The sequence below is a fragment of the Lentzea atacamensis genome, from assembly GCF_003269295.1.
GTDB classification, from domain to species: domain Bacteria; phylum Actinomycetota; class Actinomycetes; order Mycobacteriales; family Pseudonocardiaceae; genus Lentzea; species Lentzea atacamensis.
Genome location: NZ_QLTT01000005.1, coordinates 56,948 through 75,694 on the forward strand (window position 1 = coordinate 56,948; position 18,747 = coordinate 75,694).

Annotated in this window: 20 protein-coding genes; 9 read left to right on the top strand and 11 right to left on the bottom strand. The window is 68.3% G+C overall.

Annotated elements, in window-relative coordinates; all coding sequences use genetic code 11:
- Positions 1-105: 105 nt before the first annotated feature.
- From C8D87_RS22850 to C8D87_RS22870, 6 genes are read right to left on the bottom strand one after another with little or no spacing between them, the layout of a single operon-like run.
- Positions 106-1,614, bottom strand: coding sequence for an alkaline phosphatase D family protein (locus C8D87_RS22850; RefSeq protein WP_112228314.1), 1,509 nt, complete (start codon positions 1,612-1,614; stop codon positions 106-108).
- A 51-nt stretch (positions 1,615-1,665) separates the two neighbouring features.
- The gene (locus C8D87_RS22855) at positions 1,666-2,091 is read right to left on the bottom strand and encodes a hypothetical protein (protein ID WP_112228315.1); all 426 of its coding nucleotides are present in this window, start codon (positions 2,089-2,091) and stop codon (positions 1,666-1,668) included.
- Between the two features lie 39 nt (positions 2,092-2,130).
- On the bottom strand, positions 2,131-2,829 hold the full coding sequence (locus tag C8D87_RS22860) for an ESX secretion-associated protein EspG (RefSeq protein WP_170166547.1): 699 nt from the start codon (positions 2,827-2,829) through the stop codon (positions 2,131-2,133).
- Position 2,830: 1 nt separating this feature from the next.
- The gene (locus C8D87_RS48650; protein WP_170166548.1) at positions 2,831-4,129 is read right to left on the bottom strand and encodes a WXG100 family type VII secretion target; all 1,299 of its coding nucleotides are present in this window, start codon (positions 4,127-4,129) and stop codon (positions 2,831-2,833) included.
- On the bottom strand, positions 4,126-4,746 hold the full coding sequence (locus tag C8D87_RS22865) for a DUF3558 domain-containing protein (RefSeq protein WP_170166549.1): 621 nt from the start codon (positions 4,744-4,746) through the stop codon (positions 4,126-4,128). The genes C8D87_RS48650 and C8D87_RS22865 overlap by 4 nt, the downstream gene beginning before the upstream one ends.
- A 4-nt stretch (positions 4,747-4,750) precedes the next feature.
- Positions 4,751-5,056, bottom strand: coding sequence for a PE domain-containing protein (locus tag C8D87_RS22870; protein ID WP_170155259.1), 306 nt, complete (start codon positions 5,054-5,056; stop codon positions 4,751-4,753).
- Between the two features lie 143 nt (positions 5,057-5,199).
- On the opposite strand from C8D87_RS22870, the gene C8D87_RS22875 reads away from it, so the two are divergent.
- From C8D87_RS22875 to C8D87_RS22895, 5 genes are read left to right on the top strand one after another with little or no spacing between them, the layout of a single operon-like run.
- Positions 5,200-5,898 (top strand): hypothetical protein, encoded by a 699-nt coding sequence (locus C8D87_RS22875; protein ID WP_170166550.1) that lies wholly within the window; start codon positions 5,200-5,202, stop codon positions 5,896-5,898.
- Between the two features lie 18 nt (positions 5,899-5,916).
- Positions 5,917-6,897, top strand: a complete 981-nt coding sequence (locus C8D87_RS22880) for a DUF6346 domain-containing protein (protein ID WP_112228319.1) — start codon at positions 5,917-5,919, stop codon at positions 6,895-6,897.
- A gap of 36 nt (positions 6,898-6,933) precedes the next feature.
- Positions 6,934-7,380: a YbaB/EbfC family nucleoid-associated protein gene (locus tag C8D87_RS22885; RefSeq protein WP_109640847.1), complete on the top strand. Its 447-nt coding sequence runs from the start codon at positions 6,934-6,936 to the stop codon at positions 7,378-7,380.
- Positions 7,381-7,390: 10 nt separating this feature from the next.
- Entirely contained in the window at positions 7,391-7,702 is a 312-nt protein-coding gene (locus tag C8D87_RS22890; RefSeq protein WP_233442243.1) for a type VII secretion target, read from the top strand.
- On the top strand, positions 7,699-8,745 hold the full coding sequence (locus C8D87_RS22895; RefSeq protein WP_109640845.1) for a hypothetical protein: 1,047 nt from the start codon (positions 7,699-7,701) through the stop codon (positions 8,743-8,745). Before C8D87_RS22890 ends, C8D87_RS22895 begins: the two co-directional genes overlap by 4 nt.
- A 5-nt stretch (positions 8,746-8,750) precedes the next feature.
- Here C8D87_RS22895 and C8D87_RS22900 read toward each other — a convergent pair whose 3' ends face one another.
- The 3 genes from C8D87_RS22900 to C8D87_RS22910 are packed head-to-tail and all read right to left on the bottom strand — an operon-like array spanning position 8,751 to position 13,107.
- The gene (locus C8D87_RS22900) at positions 8,751-9,146 is read right to left on the bottom strand and encodes a DUF4233 domain-containing protein (protein WP_109640844.1); all 396 of its coding nucleotides are present in this window, start codon (positions 9,144-9,146) and stop codon (positions 8,751-8,753) included.
- Entirely contained in the window at positions 9,143-10,480 is a 1,338-nt protein-coding gene (folC, locus tag C8D87_RS22905) for a bifunctional tetrahydrofolate synthase/dihydrofolate synthase (RefSeq protein ID WP_112228321.1), read from the bottom strand. Before folC ends, C8D87_RS22900 begins: the two co-directional genes overlap by 4 nt.
- The gene (locus C8D87_RS22910) at positions 10,480-13,107 is read right to left on the bottom strand and encodes a valine--tRNA ligase (RefSeq protein WP_112228322.1); all 2,628 of its coding nucleotides are present in this window, start codon (positions 13,105-13,107) and stop codon (positions 10,480-10,482) included. Before C8D87_RS22910 ends, folC begins: the two co-directional genes overlap by 1 nt.
- 85 nt (positions 13,108-13,192) lie before the next feature.
- On the opposite strand from C8D87_RS22910, the gene C8D87_RS22915 reads away from it, so the two are divergent.
- The 3 genes from C8D87_RS22915 to C8D87_RS22925 all read left to right on the top strand — a co-directional run bounded on the left by C8D87_RS22915 (position 13,193) and on the right by C8D87_RS22925 (position 17,301).
- The gene (locus tag C8D87_RS22915) at positions 13,193-13,933 is read left to right on the top strand and encodes a hypothetical protein (protein WP_146771836.1); all 741 of its coding nucleotides are present in this window, start codon (positions 13,193-13,195) and stop codon (positions 13,931-13,933) included.
- A gap of 73 nt (positions 13,934-14,006) precedes the next feature.
- Entirely contained in the window at positions 14,007-14,864 is an 858-nt protein-coding gene (locus tag C8D87_RS22920) for a hypothetical protein (protein ID WP_112228324.1), read from the top strand.
- A 148-nt stretch (positions 14,865-15,012) separates the two neighbouring features.
- On the top strand, positions 15,013-17,301 hold the full coding sequence (locus C8D87_RS22925; protein ID WP_112228325.1) for an FdhF/YdeP family oxidoreductase: 2,289 nt from the start codon (positions 15,013-15,015) through the stop codon (positions 17,299-17,301).
- 25 nt (positions 17,302-17,326) lie between these two features.
- Here the strand turns inward: C8D87_RS22925 and C8D87_RS48655 are convergent, their stop codons facing one another.
- Positions 17,327-17,455, bottom strand: coding sequence for a hypothetical protein (locus C8D87_RS48655; RefSeq protein ID WP_267899879.1), 129 nt, complete (start codon positions 17,453-17,455; stop codon positions 17,327-17,329).
- A 60-nt stretch (positions 17,456-17,515) separates the two neighbouring features.
- The gene (locus C8D87_RS22930; protein WP_109640838.1) at positions 17,516-18,079 is read right to left on the bottom strand and encodes an ArsR/SmtB family transcription factor; all 564 of its coding nucleotides are present in this window, start codon (positions 18,077-18,079) and stop codon (positions 17,516-17,518) included.
- Positions 18,080-18,218: 139 nt separating this feature from the next.
- On the opposite strand from C8D87_RS22930, the gene C8D87_RS22935 reads away from it, so the two are divergent.
- Positions 18,219-18,659 (top strand): DUF2238 domain-containing protein, encoded by a 441-nt coding sequence (locus C8D87_RS22935; protein ID WP_215732441.1) that lies wholly within the window; start codon positions 18,219-18,221, stop codon positions 18,657-18,659.
- The last annotated feature ends 88 nt before the right edge of the window (positions 18,660-18,747 follow it).

Genomic DNA, 18,747 nt, shown 5'->3' on the forward strand with positions numbered 1-18,747 from the left:
GTTGAGCCGGTCGCCGTTGGCGGGGTTCGACCAGTCGCTCTGGTCCTGCTGCTGGAAGCCGGTGGTGTCGAACGAGATGGGCGCCCACCGACCCTATTGCGATCTTCAGGCCGCCCTCAGCGTTTTGGACCAGAGCGCTGCTCCGGTTGCATCACGCAGCCACACCGTGAGCTCGCGCTGGTTCGCCTCGACCTCACCGAAGTGCTGGAACCCGTCCAGCGGCGTGGTGTTGGCGGCGAGCGGCGCGTGCACGAACACCGCCTCCGGGCCGAACGTCGGGTCGAGCTTGTTCGGGCCGAACGCGCCGGAGTGCAGCGGGCCGGACACGAACTCCCAGAACGGGTCGAAGTCGCCGACGGCAGCGCGTTCCGGCGAGTAGTGGTGGGCAGCGGTGTAGTGGACGTCCGCGGTGAGCCACACGGTGTTCTTGACGCGGCGCTTCTTGAGTTCGCGCAACACCCACGCGATCTCGTGCTCGCGACCGTTGGGCGCGCCGGGCAGGCCGTTCGCGACGCCCTCGACGTCGGTGCCGTCCGGGACGGTGAGGCCGATCGGCAGGTCCGCCGCGATGATCTTCCACGTGGCCGTGCTGCGGGACAGCTCGCGGACGAGCCACTGGGCCTGCCTGGCGCCGAGGATCACGCCCGGCTGGTCCTTGGGCGAGGTGTTCTTGTCCTTGTAGGTGCGCATGTCGAGCACGAAGATCTCGACGTTGCGGCCGTAGGAGAACTTCCGGTAGACGCGTCCGTCGACGGCGCGGTGCCGGTCGATCGGCATCCACTCGTGGAACGCCTGAAAAGCACGCTGTGCCAGCACGTCCACGCGCTTCTCGGTGTACTGCGGGAGGTCGAGGATCTCGCCGGGGTACCAGTTGTTGGTGACCTCGTGGTCGTCCCACTGCGCGAAGATCGGCACCTGGGCGGCGAAGCGCTTGAGGTTGTCGTCGAGCAGGTTGTAGGCGAACTGGCCGCGGTACTCGTCGAGCGTCTCGGCCACTTTGGACTTCTCGGGAGTGACCACGTTGCGCCAGATCCGGCCGTCCGGGAGCGTGACCGTCTCTTTGAGAGGGTTGTCGGAGTAGACGCTGTCGCCGCTGTGGATGAAGAAGTCGGGGCGGCGGTCGGCCATGGCCTTGAAGATCGGCATGCCGCCGATGTCCGGGTTGATGCCCCAGCCCTGGCCCGCGACGTCACCCGACCACACGAAGCGGACCTCGTCGCGGCCGAGCGGGGCGGTGGTGAAGCTGCCGGTCACGGGCTCGCTGCAGGTGCGGCCGTGCAGGTCCTCCGCCGTGACGCGGTAGTGGGCGGTGCGGCCGGGCAGCAGGTGGCCGACCCTGACCTGCCCGGTGCCGCCGGTCTCCGGTGTGAGCAGCGGACCGCGGATGTGGCGGGAGAAGCGGAAGTCCGCGTCGTTGGACACCTCGACGAGCATCCGGGAGGGCCGGTCCGCTCGGGTCCAGACGATGCCGCCGTCCCACGTGACGTCACCGGACTGCACACCATGAGTCAGAACCGGGCGGTCGGTCTTCGCGAGGCTGATGCCCGAGGGCACCAGCGCCGCAGCCGTGCCGAATGCGCCTGCCTTGAACAACGTGCGACGGTCGAAGGTCATGCGCGGTTTCTAGTCGCCGGTTCTGTCCGGTGGTGAAACCGGAAGTGAACTTCAGCAGCGCAGGTCCGTCCAGCCGGAGACGTACTTGCCGTCCGGCGTGGTCACGCTGGAGACCGCGCGGGTGCACTTGTCGAGCGTGGCCGCTCCGGCGCCCCAGAGCTCCTGCTTCATGCTGGCCTGGCCACCGCCGGCAGGCGACTCCTCGCCGTTCTCGATCACCGCGATCCAGTTCGAGACGCGATAGCGGTTGCTCTGGGCGTAGGAGTCCCAGACCCAGGTGTACGGGAAGTTCTTGCCGCAGCCGGCGAACTGCTTCACCGACGCGATGATCTTGCCCTGGTAGTAGAGGTGACCCGTGGTGCCGATCTGCTTGGCAGAGGCACAACCGGGGACGGTCTCGGCAGCGTTGGCGGTGCCGAGACCGACGGACAGCAGCGTCGCGGCCAGTGCGGCGGCGATGGCGATTGGCTTTCTCACAGCCGCGACGCTGGTGCAGTCCGGTTAGAAAGCGGTAAATCAGGTCAGGCGCTTGAGCCAGTCCGTGATGATCTGCCGCGACGCGGGCGTGGCGTGCACCCACGTCTGGTGGTTCTGGTCGGTGTACTTGACCACGAGCCAGCGGCCGTCCTCGAAGTCGATCGTGGTGAGGAACGTCTTGGCCCGTTGCCTGCCCTCGGCGCCGCGCCGTGCCGCGTAGAGCTTCGCCGTGCCCTTGCGGGGCTGGGCGAGCAGCTGCCGCAACGAGATCGACGGCGACGCCTTGCCGGGCTGGTGCGCGTTGATCTCCGAAGCGTGCACGTTGATCGACGCGCCCTTGCCCGCCGGCACGTCCGGCAGCTGCATCGCGAGCACCTCGGGAGCGTTCTCCGGGCGGATCGGGTGCAGCTGCACGTAGCCGTTGTCGTGCACGGCGAGCACACCGTGCTGCGAGTTCGCCGCCACCACCACGGGCCGCGTCTCGCTCGGCGTGACCGCGATCCACGCCGAGTAGTCCGCGTCCGCCTTGGCGATCAGGTGCAGCGTGCTCCGGATGTCCGGGTGGTCCAACCCGACCCTGCGCAGCTCACCGATGACGTCGCGCTCGATGACCGCGCGCTCGTCGTCGGTCTGACCGGGCGAGTCGACGTGCAGCGCCGGGTGGTACTCCCCCAGCTTCTCCTGCTTCCACAGCACGTCGAACGCGAGGTCTGACAGTTGGATGGACGATCGCAGCACGTCACCCCCCGATCGTCGGCGGCGCGACCATCGGCATGTCACCGATGATCTCGTTCGTGTTCTCCTCGGACACCAGGTAGTCGGCGGACTTGTGCTCCAAGTCGTCCTCTCCCTGACCCTTCTGGCCCGGGCCGCCCATGCCGCCCATGCCGGCGGCACCAGCACGCCCCGCAGCACCGGCGGCACCACCGCGGGCGCCGGCGTTCGGCCCGGTCTCCCCCATGCCGCCGAACACACCGGCCTTGCCGCCGGGCTGCTGCGCCGACGTACCGCTGCCGGCGCCCACGCCACCGAGGCCGCCGCCACCGAACTTGCCACCGGCCCCGCCACCTCCGAACTTGCCCGCGCCGCCAGGACCTCCACCGGGCCCGCGCCCAGTGCCTGCGCCGCCGCCGGGACCACGCCCGGTGCCGGTGCCGCCGAGGCCGGGACCGACGGGCACGCCGATCGGCGGGATGCCCGTGTTCGGCGGGCGCTCGATCACGCTGCCGATGGGCGGCTTGCCGGTGAGGTCACCCTTGCCGCCACCGGTGCCACCGGTGCCGCCGGTGCCGCCGTCGCCGGAACCGGCCCAGCTGAGGTCGGTCCGGTCGCTGTTGAGGCTGCCGGGCGGGGTCCAGGTGGTGCCCTGCGGGGAGCCGGTCGTGCTCGGGAGGCCGCTCGTGTTGGTGGTGTTGCCGACCTTGCCCGTGCCGACGTTCGAGGTCTTGTCACGACCGTCGTCGCCGCCGGTGTTGGCGATCTCGACCTGCAGGTTGTCGGCCGTGACGCCGGGGAACTCCTTGGGCAGCTCACCGCGGTTGGTGTTGCTGGCGCTCTGGAACTCGCTGTAGACCTTGCGGTTGTGCGCTTCTTCTGAGTTGTAGCTGTTGACGGCGTCCTCGGTGTCGGTGTCCCAAGGAGTCGCGTCGTCCCAGAAGTTCGTCTCCGGCTTGTTCGCCGGCATGTTCTTGAGCTGCCCCTTGTTCAGGTTGAACTGGTAGACCTGGTTGGACAGCGAGTGGTCGGCCTGCCGGAGCGCGTCCTGCATCTGGATCATGGCCTGGTTGATCGGGTTGCCGGCGGTCTGGGCGGCGTCCGCGCTCGCGCCGGTCCACGCCTCGCCCAGCGTCTCGCCGACGCGCTTGAGCCTTGCCTCGATCGCGGCGTAGCTCCGCTCCAGTTCCGCTGCCTTGTTGGCGGCGTTCTGCGCTGATCCGGTGCCTTTTCCGCCGGTCATCTGAGCGTAGATCTCATGCCCGGAGAAACCTTCGGCGCGCGTGTTGTCCTGGGTGAAGCAGCTGGGCGCGGGCCGTGTCATTTCGCACCTGCCTTGATCGTCGTGATGACCTGGTTCGCGAATTCGGTCGCAGCCCCGCACGGGTCCGCGAATCGGGGGCTGCCCTTCTCGGTCACGATGAGGACCAGAAGCGCCACCTCGTCGGACAAACCGACCGACACGTCACAGTTGCCGTCGGCACGCTGGTCCACCTGCAAGTTCATGATTGCCGGGTAGCCCTGGATCGCGGGCAGCACCTCGAACGCCGCGTACGAGTCCTTGTTCTGATACATCGCGTCCAACCCCTTGCCACCTGGGATCAGGGTCGCGCTGGGCGTGATCTTGCTCGGGGCGGACGCGCCGAGCCAGATGCAGGACGCGCCTGGAGCGCCGCTGTTGACCCTGCCGGTGACGCCGGGGAGGCCGAACGCTTCGACCTGAGCCGGGGTGGCCATGCCACACGGGTTGGCTTCGAAGGCCTTCACTTCGAGCGGGTTCTTCACCTTAGGCGCACCGTTCGCGGTGGTGTCGCCTCCGCCGCTGCTGTTGCTGGTCGGCGTCGTGGCGGTGGTCGGCGTACCAGTGGTACCACCGCTGTCACCACAACCGGCCAGCAGTGCGAGGGCGGCGGTACCGGCGACGATGGTTGGGATGCGCAACAGCTCAGTCCTTCGGCTTCAGGTTGTCTCGGTTGCCGGCTTCGGTCTGTTCGTACTGACGCAGCGTGGCCTCGAGGTTCTCGATGCGAGTCGTCAACGTGTTGCGCAGCTGCTCATTCGACTGCTGGTGCATCGCGCCCGCAGTGTTGGCCCAGTTCGCGTACACCTTGCTGGGCATGTCCAGGCCGGCGTGCTGCACTTCGGTCAGCACACGCCCGGTCGTGTGCGCCATCAGGAGGTCGTCGCGAATGGACTTGTACTCCTTGATGGCAGCGCGCAGCGTCTCGAGATCGACTTTGGTCCCGCTCATACCCCAGTACCCTCCCCTGCAGTTTCGTGCGTCAGGCAGCATACCGCCGGGCCAGGGCCCTCGTCCTGACTTTCGAGCACGATCGGGTGAACGAAACGAAGTGTCAGCCCGGCATTGCGACAAGTCCGGGTACGAAGAGCTGCATGCGTCGTTCTTTGGTGCTTTTCGTCAGTGTTGCAATGCTGCTCACCGCCTGTTCCACCCCCAAGCCGGTCGCCGCTCCGAAGATCAAGCCGCCGACGCCGGCGGTGGGTGCGCAGGCGGACTGCGCCGAGGTCATGGGGATGGAGGACTCGCGGTGTCTGGGATGGACGGCACCCGAGCCGCACACGTTCTCGGACGTCCGGAGGATCAGCGACGACCAAGCGGGCACGGGCAAGGAGTTGCAGTGGGGCCCCTATTACTGGTGTGACGCGTTCAAAGAGGACGTGCTCAAAGACGTATTGGGATCAACCGACGTGGCGCGGGTCGTCACGGACAAGTTCTACTGCCAAATAGTCGTCCGAGGGCGCAAGGTGAGCGGCATTTACAACAGCCTTTCCGTCTATCTCTCGCCTTACCGGCCCGGAAACCCCGCTTACGACTGGTTCGTCGAGCCGAACCCGCTCGGCGAGGTCACCGAGTACAAGGGCAGGAAGGCCACGCGCAACGCGACGCTGAGCGGCGCGACCACTGAGCGGATCCAGTACACCGTTGAGATCCCCGGCCACGGGTCGGTGTGGAACGTCGAGCTCTGGCGCGACCAGTACGACTGGAAGGTGCCGTTCACGGCCGACCTGGCCGACGCCGAGCGACGCGTCCGGCTGGCAATCGACGCGTTGATGGCCTATGACCAGACCTGATCTGTCTAGGGTGTCCGCGTGCGCGCCCTCGCCTTCGGACTTGCCGCCGTCCTCGCTTTCCTGACGCTGGCCACGACGATCCGGACCACCGACGTCCTGGTCGGCTCGGTCGACGCGAAACGGATCGGTACGGCCACCGTCACCTCCTGCACGAAGCACGGACCGGTCGGGAGGTGGGGCGTCGGCACAAGCTACGGGTGCACCGCGGACGTGCGGTGGGAGGACGGGCGCACCGAGCAACGCGCGTTTCCGCCGGGGCAGCTCGCGCCCGGCGACCGGGACGTGGCGGTCTTCCAGTCGAACCGCGATCCCGGCCTCAACGACAGCGGGCGGTGGTTCCTCGCCGGGCCGCTTGCAGCGATCGCACTCGGACTGCTGACGCTGTGGATGCTCCTCCTGACCGTCCTCTCGCTCGTTCCCTCCAAGCGCGGGCGGAAGAAGCAGGACGAGCAGTGGCCGGTCACCAGGGACGAGGTGAAGGCGGCTCCGGTCACGCGGCGGGTGCGGCGGCTGCGGTTGTACGCGTGGCTCGGGCTGGTCGCGGCGGTGGCGGAAGGGCTGGCTTCGATGCCGTTCTTCGACGCGCCGCGGCGGGTTGGCGCGTTCGTGTCGCCGTGGCCCGCGTTGGAGGACGCCTGGCTCGTCGACCTGCCGTCCGGGGTGCTCGCCGGGTTCGCGGTGCTGGTCGCCGCCGTGATCGGGCTGATCGCGGAGAGCGTGCACAAGGACGCCGCGCGCATCGTCCGATATGGACAGAGCTATCTCGGCAGCAGGAAGCAGGTTCCCAGTGGTGGCGGCAGCTGGGTGCCCACGGCGTTGATCGCGGCGCTCGTGCTCGGTGCGATCGTCAAGGTCGTGCTGGCCGTGCCCGCGCACGCGCCGGTTGCCGTGTGGCTGGCCGGGAGCAGGGACGCCCTGGTGCTGCTGGCCTTGTTGATCATCACCGTCTGCACTCGACAGTCCGCAAAGGACATGGTCGGTCAACTGGTCGGCAAATAGGGGAACCGAATACCGGTCGGGGCAGTCTCAGTCGGCATGAGTTCTGCAGAACTGGGCGCTGGGCAGCAGCGACTCGACGAGTACATGCGCCGTGTCACCGACATCCAGCAGAAGGCCGAGGAGACGCAGGCTCAGCTCAAGGCGTTGCGCGCGAACGTGAGCAGCCCCGACCGCTCGGTCACGGTGACGATGGCACCTGGCGGGCGGCTGGAGAAGCTGAGCCTGGCACCCTCGGCGATGAGGATGTCCCACGAGCAGCTGGCCGCCATGATCACCGAGACCGTCAGCAGAGGGCACGCGGCCGTCGCCGAGCAGATGGAGGCGACGATGCAGCCGTTGATCGGCGGCACGCCGGCGATGGACTTCCTGCGTGACCAGGTCACCGCGGCGCAGCAGCCGGAGGAGACCGAGGAGCAGCCGCGGCGTCCGCAACGTCCCGGAAGCCCGGACGACGACGAGCCGTTCGGCACCATCTACCGGTAAGGGGAACCCGGTGTCAGGAAACTTCGCCATGGTGCCCGCGGACGTGATCAACCACGCGGGCAACGTGCAGTCGATGGGCATGGAGCTCACCAAGGCCGCCGCACGCGGCGAGAGCGTCGACCTCGGCGTCGAGACCTACGGGATCATCGGCCAGGTCTTCAGCGTGCCGGTGCGCATCCACATCGCGGCGATCGCGAACTCGATCAACGAGCTGGCCAACGCGCTGCCGGACGTCGCCGACGCGCTGCGCGACTGCGCGGACGCCACGCAGCAGACCGACGACGACCACGCGAAGCTGTTCAACAAGTTCAAGGGGCAATGATGGTTCTCGACGTCAGTGCGGACAACGCCACCGACGGTGCGCGGATCATCGACACCGTCTGGAAGTGCGCGGAAGACTTCAACAACCCCAGCGACTGGGCCTTCGACGGCGTCGCACTGGGGCTCGACGTGCTCGGCTTCGTCGCGAACCCGCTGGGCACGCTCGTCGGCGCGGGCATCGGCTGGCTGATCGAGCACGTGTCGTTCCTCAAGGAGCCGCTCGACGACCTCGCCGGTGACCCCGGAGCGATCAACGTCGTCGCGGCCGCCTGGGGTGAGGTCGCCAAGGCGTGCGCGAAGGTCGGCAACGACTACGCGCAGGCTGCCACCAGCCAGACCGCGACGTGGACCGGCACGTCCGGTGACGGCTACCGCAAGGCGGCCGCGACGCTCGCCGAGCAGGTCAAGGCGCTGGAGGGGGCCGCGAACGCGGTCGCGACCGGCATCAGGGGAACCGGCATCCTGGTCGCGGCGGTGCGCGGCATCATCCGCGACATCGTGGCCGACGTGGTGGCGGAGTTCATCATCGCCGCCGTGACCGCGCTCGCGACGAGCTGGTGCAGCTTCGGCGCCTCGATCGCCGCCTTCACCGGCTGGGCGGTGGCACGCGCGGCGTCGACCGCGGGCAAGATCGCGGGCAAGGTCAGCAAGCTGCTGATGAAGCTCGCGCAGGCCGTCCGCAAGTTCGACAACCTCAAGGGCGTGTCCGACGCGCTCGCCAAGGCCGCGGTCGCCATCGGCCGCAAGGCCAAGGGCGTCGGCCGCGCGATCGGCAAGAACCACGCCTCGGTGAAGCAGATCGAGGACGGCTTCTCCAGCGCCAACAACGCGATCCGCGACAAGCTCACGTTCGGCAGCGACAAGCTGAAGGAAGCGGCCGGCAAGGTCGACGACGTCATGGCCCCGCGCGGCCGCGACGGCTTCGCGGACACGATCAAGCCCATCTCACTCGGCCGGACCGGCGCCTCCGAGGCGTTCAAGGAAGGCGCGAACTGGGACGAGAGCTACGAGAAGGGCCAGGAAGAGCTCAACCAGAAGAAGTAGCGCGGTCAGGGCGCCTGCTGCTGCGACGGCAGGCGCCCCTCCGCCATCCGCTTCAGCAAGTCCTTGCGCAGCCACAACATGTAGACCCACACCAGCCCGAAGATCACGCCGATCACACCCATCGCGGGCAGCAGGATCCACGACGCGATCAACAGCACGTGCAGGCCCACCACGGCGCCGATGGCCCACGGCTTGCGGACGAAGGCGCACATCGCGATGAACAACGCGATGAAGCCGAACGCCACCCAGCCGACGAGCGAGGTGATGCCGCCGTGCAGCTTGGCGATCACCGGCAGGGCCAGGGCCACGACGATGACCTCGAGGATCAGCGTGCCGGCCATGATGCCCCGGAACGCCTTCATCGGGTCCTTCTTCGGAGGGGGCGCGACCTGCTCGGTCATGCCGGCTCCTTCCCGAACAGGGCACGGGCCTCGCCCGCGGTGACGACCGAGCCGGTGATGATCACGCCGCCGCCGGAGAGCTCGTCCTCGGTGAGGTGGATGGCTTCTTCGATCGCGTCGTCGAGGCGCGGGCGAACCTCGAAGCGGTCCTCGCCGAAGATCGGGACGGCCAGACCGGCCAGCAGGTCCGGGTCCATGGCGCGCGGCGACGAGTTGGTGGTGATCACCAGCTCGTGCACGACCGGTTCCAGGGCCGAGAGGATGCCCTCGGCGTCCTTGTCGGACATCACGGCCACGACGGCGACCAGCTTGCGGAAGCCGAACTCCGTGTCCAGCGCGCGGGCCAGAGCCGAGGCGCCGTGCGGGTTGTGCGCGGCGTCGACGAAGATGTTCGGGGCGGACTTCACGCGTTCCAGGCGGCCCGGCGTGATGACCGACGCGAAGCCCTCGCGGATCGCCTCCACGTCCAGCTGGCGATCGGCGCCGGCGCCGAAGAACGCCTCGACCGACGCCAGTGCCAGCGCGGCGTTGGCGGCCTGGTGCTCGCCGTGCAGCGGCAGGAAGATGTCCTCGTAGACGCCGCCGAGGCCCTGCAACGTGATCAGCTGACCGCCGACCGCCACCGAGCGCGAGACGACGCCGAACTCGCTGCCGAAGCGCGCGACCGTGGCGTCCACCTCGGCCACCCGCTCGAGGATGACCTTCATCGCCTCCGGCGTCTGCTCACCCACCAGCGCGATGGAGCCCGGCTTGATGATGCCGGCCTTCTCGGCCGCGATGTCCTCGATGCGCGGGCCGAGGTACTCGGTGTGGTCGATGCCGATCGGCGTGAGGACGGCGATGCGGGCGTCGGCGATGGACGTCGCGTCCCACGTACCGCCCAGTCCGACCTCGACCACCGCCACGTCGACCGGGGCGTCCGCGAAGGCCGCGTAGGCCATGCCGGTGAGCACCTCGAACTTGCTCATCCGGATGTCTGACCGGTTGTCGACCATCGCGACGTACGGCTCGATGTCGCGGAACACCTCGACGTAGCGATCGGGGCTGATCGGCTGGTTGTCGAGGCTGATGCGCTCGGTCGCGAGCTGCAGGTGCGGGCTCGTGTAGCGGCCGGTGCGCAGGCCGATGCGCGTGAACAGCGCATCGGCCATGCGCGACGTCGACGTCTTGCCGTTGGTGCCCGTCAGCTGCACGACCGGGTAGGTCGTCTGCGGGTCGCCCAGCACGTGCGCCAGCGCCTTGATCCGGTCCAGCGACGGCTCGAGCTTCGTCTCGGGCCACCGCTGGTTGAGCTCGTTCTCGACGTCGAAGAACTCGTCGAGGTTGCTGTCCATCACTTCTCCGGCAGCGCGGCCAGGCGCTCGTTGATGCGGGCGATGTCGGCCTCGGCGGTGGCCTTGCGCTCTTCGATCTTGGCCACGACGTCCGCCGGTGCCTTGGCGAGGAAGCCCGCGTTGCCGAGCTTGCCCGACGTCTGCGCGAGCTCCTTCTGCGCCACCGCGAGGTCCTTCTCGAGACGCTTGCGCTCGGCCACGACGTCGATCGCGCCGGACAGGTCCAGCTCGACCTTCACCGCGCCCTTGGGCAGGCCGACCTCGAGCGTCGCCGAGACGGTGAACTCGTCACCCGGCTCGGTCAGCCGCGTGAGCGAGCGAAGGGCGGGCACCTGGTCGGTGAGGCCGACGCAGCACGCGCCGCGGACCTTGCCCGCGACCTTCTGACCCGGCTTGAGACCCTGCTCCGAACGGAACCGGCGGATCTCCGTCGCCAGCTTCTTCAAGCCCTCGATCTGCGCGGCGGCCTCGAGGTCGCGCTCGCCACCGGAAGCCTTGGGCCACTCGGCGACGACGAGCGACTCACCGCCGGTCAGCGACGTCCACAACGTCTCCGTGATGAACGGGATCGCCGGGTGCAGCAGCCGCAGCACGGTGTCCAGGACGTGCCCGAGCACCGACTGGGTCGCCTCGACGCGGCCGTCGGCGATCTGGACCTTCGCGATCTCCAGGTACCAGTCGCAGAACTCGTCCCACGTGAAGCTGTAGAGCGCGTCACAGACCTTGGCGAACTGGAAGGTCTCGAAGTATCCATCCACAGTGGACACGAGCTGGTCCAGCGTGTCGAGGATCCAGCGGTCGGCGGCCGTCAGCTCCTCGCGCGAGGGCAGCGGACGGTCCACAGTGGCCCCGTTGGCCAGCGCGAACCGCGTGGCGTTCCACAACTTCGTGGTGAAGTTGCGCGAGCCGGCGGCCCGCTCCTCCGAGAGCGCCAGGTCCGAGCCGGGGTTCGCGCCGCGCAGCAGCGTGAACCGCGTGGCGTCCGCACCGTAGGCGTCCATCCAGTCCAGCGGGTCGATGCCGTTGCCCTTGGTCTTCGACATCTTCTTGCCGTGCTGGTCACGGATCAGGCCGTGCAGGTAGACGTGGTCGAACGGCTGCACGTCGTCCATCGCGTACAAGCCGAACATCATCATCCGGACGACCCAGAAGAACAGGATGTCGTAGCCGGTCGACAGAACCGAGGTCGGGTAGAACTTCTTCAGGTCCTCGGTGGAGTCCGGCCAGCCGAGCGTGGAGAACGGCCACAGGCCCGACGAGAACCAGGTGTCGAGGACGTCCTCGTCCTGCCGCCAGCCCTCACCGGTCGGGATCTCGTCGTCCGGTCCGACGCAGACGACCTCGCCGTCCGGGCCGTACCAGACCGGAATCCGGTGGCCCCACCACAGCTGCCGCGAGATGCACCAGTCGTGCAGGTTGTCGGTCCAGTCGAAGTAGCGCTTCGCCAGCTCCTGCGGGTGGATCGTGGTGCGGCCGTCGCGGACGGCCGCGGAGGCCTTCGCCGCGATGCCCTCGACCTTGACCCACCACTGCAGCGACAGGCGCGGCTCGATGACCGTGTCGCAGCGCGAGCAGTGGCCGACCGCGTGGACGTACGGCCGCTTCTCCGCGACGATCCGGCCCTCGGCACGCAGCGCGGCGACGATGGCTGGACGCGCCTCGAACCGGTCGAGCCCCTCGAACGGCCCGTGCGCGGTGATGGTCGCGCGGCCGTCCATGATCGTCAGGTTCGGCAGGTTGTGGCGCTGGCCGATCTCGAAGTCGTTGGGGTCGTGCGCGGGCGTCACCTTGACGGCACCCGTGCCGAACTTCGGGTCGACGTGCGTGTCCGCGACGATCGGGATGCGGCGGCCGGTCAGCGGCAGCTCGACCTCGGTGCCGATCAGGTGCTGGTAGCGCTCGTCGTCGGGGTGGACGGCTACCGCGGTGTCACCGAGCATCGTCTCGGCGCGCGTGGTCGCGACGACGATCGACGCGTCGCCGTCGCCGTAGCGGATCGAGACGAGCTCGCCGTCGTCCTCGGAGTGGTCGACCTCGACGTCGGACAACGCCGTCTGGCAGCGCGGGCACCAGTTGATGATCCGCTCGGCCTGGTAGATCAGGCCGTCGTCGTACATCTTCTTGAAGATCGTCTGGACGGCGCGCGACAGCCCCTCGTCCATGGTGAAGCGCTCGCGCGACCAGTCGATGCCGTCGCCGAGCCGCTTCATCTGGCCGTGGATCTTGCCGCCGTACTCCTCTTTCCACTCCCAGACGCGCTCGACGAACTTCTCGCGCCCGAGGTCGTGCCGGGACAGCCCCTGCTTCGCGAGGTCGCGCTCGACGGCGTTCTGCGTGGCGATGCCCGCGTGGTCCATGCCGGGCAGCCACAGGACCTCGTAGCCCTGCATGCGGCGGCGCCGGGTCAGCGCGTCCATGACGCTGTGGTTCATGGCGTGGCCCATGTGCAGGCTGCCGGTGACGTTGGGCGGAGGGAGCACGATCGTGAACGGCGGCTTGTCGCTGTGCACGTCCGCCGTGAAGTAGCCCCGGTCGACCCACCGCTGGTACAGCTCCGCCTCTACCTCCGCCGGAGTCCACGCGGCGGGGAGGTCAGGACGCTGGGTTGCGGTGTCGAGTTCAGTCACAGCTGTCAAGTCTACGGAGCCGTGGGTATCGACTTGAAACGAGATACCTGCTAACGGGCCGCGTGGCGTCTACGATCCCCGGCTCGTGGGGATTTCCGGGGGCATTGAAGATCATCCTGACCTGCGCGACGCCCAGTGGGGCAGGCGCGTGGAGCGTGAGTGGCGCCGCGAGCAGCGCAGGCTGGGCAAGGCGACTGTGGTCGGTGCACTGGTCGTCGGCGCCCTGATCGCCGTCGCGGCGTGGCAGTACGCGCCTCAGTGGTTCGGCAACCCGCCGCGGCCCGTCGTGGACTTCGGCCGGCCGTTCGCCGGGACGCCCTACGAGTCGTGGGCGGACGGGGAGCGGGCCGTCGTGGCGGCGCCCGAGCACGAACAGGTGCGGCGGGCCGTGATCGCGGCCCGGATCGACCCCGCGGAGCTGGAACGCCGCGACGGCGCCGCTTTCCTCGCACTGTTCCCCGAGGCTGCCAGGCCGGCCTGGCAGCAGATGCTGCCGATGCTGGCGACCCAGCTCACGCCGGGCACGAAACTGCTGCCGAACGGCGTCAGGGCGCAGGGCACGATCGGCAAGGCCGTCGACGGGGAGGGCAAGGAGGTCGTCCGCGCCGACTTCCGGATCGCCTACGCCTTCGCGCCGGACGATCCCGGCGTGATCCGCGGCCACGAGGACTTCATCGTGATGGCGGAGGCACGCGCGGACTTCCAGCAGACGCCGCAGGGCATGCGGATCACGGACTCCGCGATCCGGTGGCACAACGCGGCGTGCGGCGCCTACGTGTCCGGTCTCGTGGCGCCGAAGTTCGCCGCGGCGAAGCAGCCCTGCTGACGATCCGGCGGCAACCGGAAACCGATCGACCGCGTGATTCGGATTGACCGGACACGAACACCCTGGGGGAACCGTGCAGTACGACCTCGAAGACCATCCCGACCTGAAGGACGCGGCGTGGATCCGCGCCGCCAACAGACGCGCGAAACGGGACATCCGCAGGCAACGCCGGCAGGCACGGATGCGCAGACACGGCGGCAAGATCGTGTCCGCCGTCGCACTGGCCGTCATCGGCGCGGTGCTGTTCGGGTTCTACCAGGCCGGGAAGTTCGGCGAGGTCTCACTGCCAGAGGTCAAGCTGCCGCAGACCGGCGTGAACGTCGAGATCCCGTTCGCGAGCACACCGGCCGAACAGTGGCCGGAGGGCGAGAAGGGCATCGTCGTGCCGGACGGGAACCCGGCGTACGAGCAGGTCCGGCAGGCGCTGATCGCGTCGCGGATGGACCCGGCGATGATCAACGACCACAAGCCCGACCGGTTCCTCGCGATGCTGGCGCCGGACGTGCGCGAGCACATCACGAAGGAGCTGTCCGGCTGGACCACGCGGCTCAAGCAGGGCACCAGGCTTCTCCCCAACGGCATCCGCGTGTCCGGGAAGATGACGCTCGGCGAGAAGGACGGCTATCCGGCCGTGACGACGGACTACGTGTTCGCCTACGCGTTCGAGCCGCCGGACCCCGAGAAGCTGCTCGACCAGATGGAGATGGTCGCGGCGGTCCGCGAGAAGGTCACGTACATGATCACGCCGGCGGGGCTGTGGCCGGCGGACGCAGACGGGTTCCAGTATTCGATCGCGTGCCAGGCCGCGAAGGACGGTTTCCTCGCGCCGCAGTTCACCGAGCCGTCCAAGCCGGGAGAGGGCCTGCCCGGTGACAACAGGAAGTACTTCTCGGTGGACGGCCAGATGCCCACGGAGAACACCTGCGATTGATCACCCTTTCAGAGGTGCCGAGCGGGAGTGACGGCGATCACAATTGACCGTCACGGACCGTTCAACCCCTTGGGGCCCGTGACGGCGACGCCGCCGCGTTCTTCGGGGGCGCTGGCGGCGCCGACGTCGATCAGCGAAGAATGAACCCATGAGCAGCAAGCCCCCGCAGCACGACGTCGACGAGTCCGCGCTCGAAGTCACCACCCCGAAGACATGGGCGGCGGGTATTCCCGGCGTGCTCGTGTCGCTCGACCGCGCGGTCGAGCAGATGGGGGTCAGCCGCACGGTCAAGACGTTGCGCCTGCTCAACCAGCGTGAAGGTTTCGACTGCCCCGGTTGCGCGTGGCCGGAGCCGCAGGGCCACCGCAAGATGGCGGAGTTCTGCGAGAACGGCGCGAAGGCCGTCGCGGAGGAGGCGACGAAGCGGCGGATCGGGCCCGAGTTCTTCGCCGAGCACTCCGTCGAGAGTCTGCGGACGAAGACGGACTACTGGCTCGGGCAGCAGGGCCGCCTCACCGAGCCGATGGTGCTCAAGCCCGGCGCTACGCACTACACGCCGATCAGCTGGGACGCCGCGTTCACGCTGATCGCGGACGAGCTGACCGCGCTGTCGTCACCCGACGAGGCGATCTTCTACACGTCCGGCCGCACCAGCAACGAGGCCGCGTTCCTCTACCAGCTGCTGGTCCGCTCGTTCGGCACCAACAACCTGCCGGACTGCTCGAACATGTGCCACGAGTCCTCCGGCGCCGCGCTCAACGAGACCATCGGCATCGGCAAGGGCTCGGTGTCGATCAAGGACTTCGAGCTCGCCGACCTGATCGTGGTCGTCGGGCAGAACCCCGGCACCAACCACCCGCGCATGCTCAGCGCGCTCGAGGACGCGAAGAAGAACGGCGCGAAGATCATCGCGGTCAACCCGCTGCCGGAAGCCGGGCTGATGCGGTTCAGGAACCCGCAGAACGTCGCGGGCGTCGTCGGCCGCGGCACCGCGCTGTGCGACGAGTTCGTGCAGATCCGCGTCGGCGGCGACCAGGCGCTGTTCCAGGCGATCGGCCACCTGCTGCTGCAGTGGGACAAGGTCGACAAGGACTTCGTCAACGCCAAGACGCACGGCTTCGAGGACTACGCGAAGCACCTCCGGGAGCTCGACTGGGACCGCGTGCTCACCGCGACCGGCCTGACCGGCGAGCAGATCACCCGCGTCGCCGGCATGTTCGTCGACTCGCAGCGCACGATCGCTTGCTGGGCAATGGGTCTGACGCAGCACAAGCACAGCGTGCCGACGATCCGCGAGGTCGCGAACGTCATGTTCCTGCGCGGCATGATCGGCAAGCCCGGCGCGGGCCTGTGCCCGGTGCGCGGCCACTCGAACGTGCAGGGCGACCGCACGATGGGCATCTACGAGAAGATGCCGGAGAAGTTCCTGCTGGCACTGGAGAACGAGTTCGGCATCCCGGTGCCGCGCAAGCACGGCTACGACACCGTCGACGCGATCAACGCCATGCGCCACGGCCGCGGCAAGGTGTTCATCGCGATGGGCGGCAACTTCGTCAGCGCCACCCCGGACACCCCGGTGACCGAGAACGCGCTGGAACAGTGCTCGCTGACCGCGCACGTCTCCACGAAGCTCAACCGCTCGCACGTGATCCACGGCCGCACCGCGCTGATCCTGCCCGCGCTGGGCCGCACCGAGAGCGACGTGCAGCACTCGGGCGAGCAGTTCGTGACGGTAGAGGACTCGATGTCGGTCGTGCACCGCTCGCGCGGCCGGTTGAAGCCCGCGTCCGACCAGCTGCTGTCCGAGGTCTCGATCATCTGCCGGTTGGCGCGCAAGGTGTTCGGCTCCTCCCACCCCGTCGCGTGGGAGGAGTTCGAGAAGGACTACGACGTCATCCGCGAGCACATCGCACGGGTCGTGCCGGGCTGCACCGACTACAACACGCGCGTGCGTCAGCCTGACGGTTTCGTCCTGCCACACCCGCCGCGCGACAGCCAGGAGTTCGCGACGACGACCGGCAAGGCGAACTTCACCGCGAACGAGCTGACCGTGCTGGAGGTGCCGGAGGGCCGTCTGCTGATGCAGACCCTGCGCAGCCACGACCAGTACAACACCACGATCTACGGCCTGGACGACCGCTACCGCGGCGTGAAGGACGGGCGGCGCGTGGTGTTCGTGAACCCCGACGACATCAAGGAACTGGGGTTCTCCGACGGCCAGATGGTGAACATCGTGTCGGAGTGGAAGGACGACCCGACGGGCGTCGTCGAGCGTCGCGCCGACTCGTTCCGGATCGTGTCCTATCCGACCGCGCACGGGTGCGTGGCCACGTACTTCCCCGAGGCGAACCCCTTGGTGCCGCTGGACTCCAAGGCGGACATCTCGGGTACGCCGACCTCCAAGTCGGTGATCGTGCGCCTGGAGCCGGCTGCCTGACGGTGTCGTGTCCGGCCGGTTGAGCTCACACGCTCGCCGGCCGGACGCGCGCGAACAGCCTCCAGCGCCGGCGTGCGGGCTTCGGCGCGACCTCTTCGGGCTTCATGGCCAGACGGCGAACAGCAGCGTCCGCCTCCAGCTCACCCTGCCTCATCTTCGCGATAGCAAACGCTTGGTCGTGCGACAACATGACATATCCCCCAATGCAGCGGTGTCAGTCGGGTGAGACCGTCGTGCTCAGGAAGAAGCGCACCGGCCGCGCGCCATCCGGACGCAGCTCGGGCCGGTCCATCCGCTCGCTGTAGCGACCGAGCACCGCACGCAGCTCGTTCTGGAGCTCGATCAGCTCATCGATGGTCAGGAACTTGGTACTGCTGTTGATGCCGATGCCGCCCGGCGCCCGCCACTCCTCAGGCAGGCGATCGTGCTGGCGCAGGCGCTCGCGAGTGCGTTCGTACTCGTTGTCGAGCAGGGCCACCACGGCGGCTTCCGCCGCCATCGCGGACTCGTCGTCGAGTCCTTCGCTCGTGATCGTCTGATGGCGGTTGACGAGCTGCCACGGCTTCTGCCTGCCCGGCCCCTCCACCTCGGCCACGAAGCCGTACTTGGCCAGCATGTTCAGGTGATAGGAGCAGCTCGCGACACTCTCACCCAACTTCGCCGAGCACTGCGTGGCAGTGCTCGGCCCTTCCTCGTTGAGGAGGTTGATCAGCTTCCACCGAAAGGGGTGCGACAGCGCGCGAAGTGCTTTGGGGTCGGTGATGGGAGCGTCGGTCATGACACCAAGGTACGCGTATCAGCAAACCTTTAGCAAGCTTCCTTGATATATAAATCCTGATATAAAACCCGCATGGCTCGGGGGCAGCAGTGGCTGGATCGATCCGCCGTGGCCCGCTGAGCAGGCACTGCACAGTTCGTTGACGGCAGTCGCGATCGTGGCGCTGTGGCTGCTGCGACGACGCCTGGACACCGCACAGTGGGCCTGGGCGCTGCTGTTCCTCGCGCTGCACACGATCTCGGCGCGGTGGATCTACTCGTTCGTGCCGTACGACGACTGGACGGACACGGTGTTCGGCGTGCGGCTGTCGGAGGCGTTCTCCTGGGAGCGCAACCACTTCGACCGGCTCGTGCGCTTCGCGTACGGCGTGTGCCTGACCGCGGTGCTGAGGCTGAAGTGGTTGCGCTCACTGGAGATTGGCAGCGCTCGTCACCAGTCTGGCGAGTTCCGCGCGACGGCGGTCACCAGCGGCAGCGACTCGATGACCGGCACCCGCAGCAACTCGGCGGGCACGTCGGGGTCGCGCACCGGTTCGACGAGCTCCCGCAGCAGCGCGCCGACGACGTCGTCCGCGGTCTGATCAACCTCGTGGATGAGGTCGCGCAGCTGGTCGGCCGCGTCGTTGAGCACCCTCGGCCGCTGCGGCTCCTCCAGCATCAGCGCGGCCA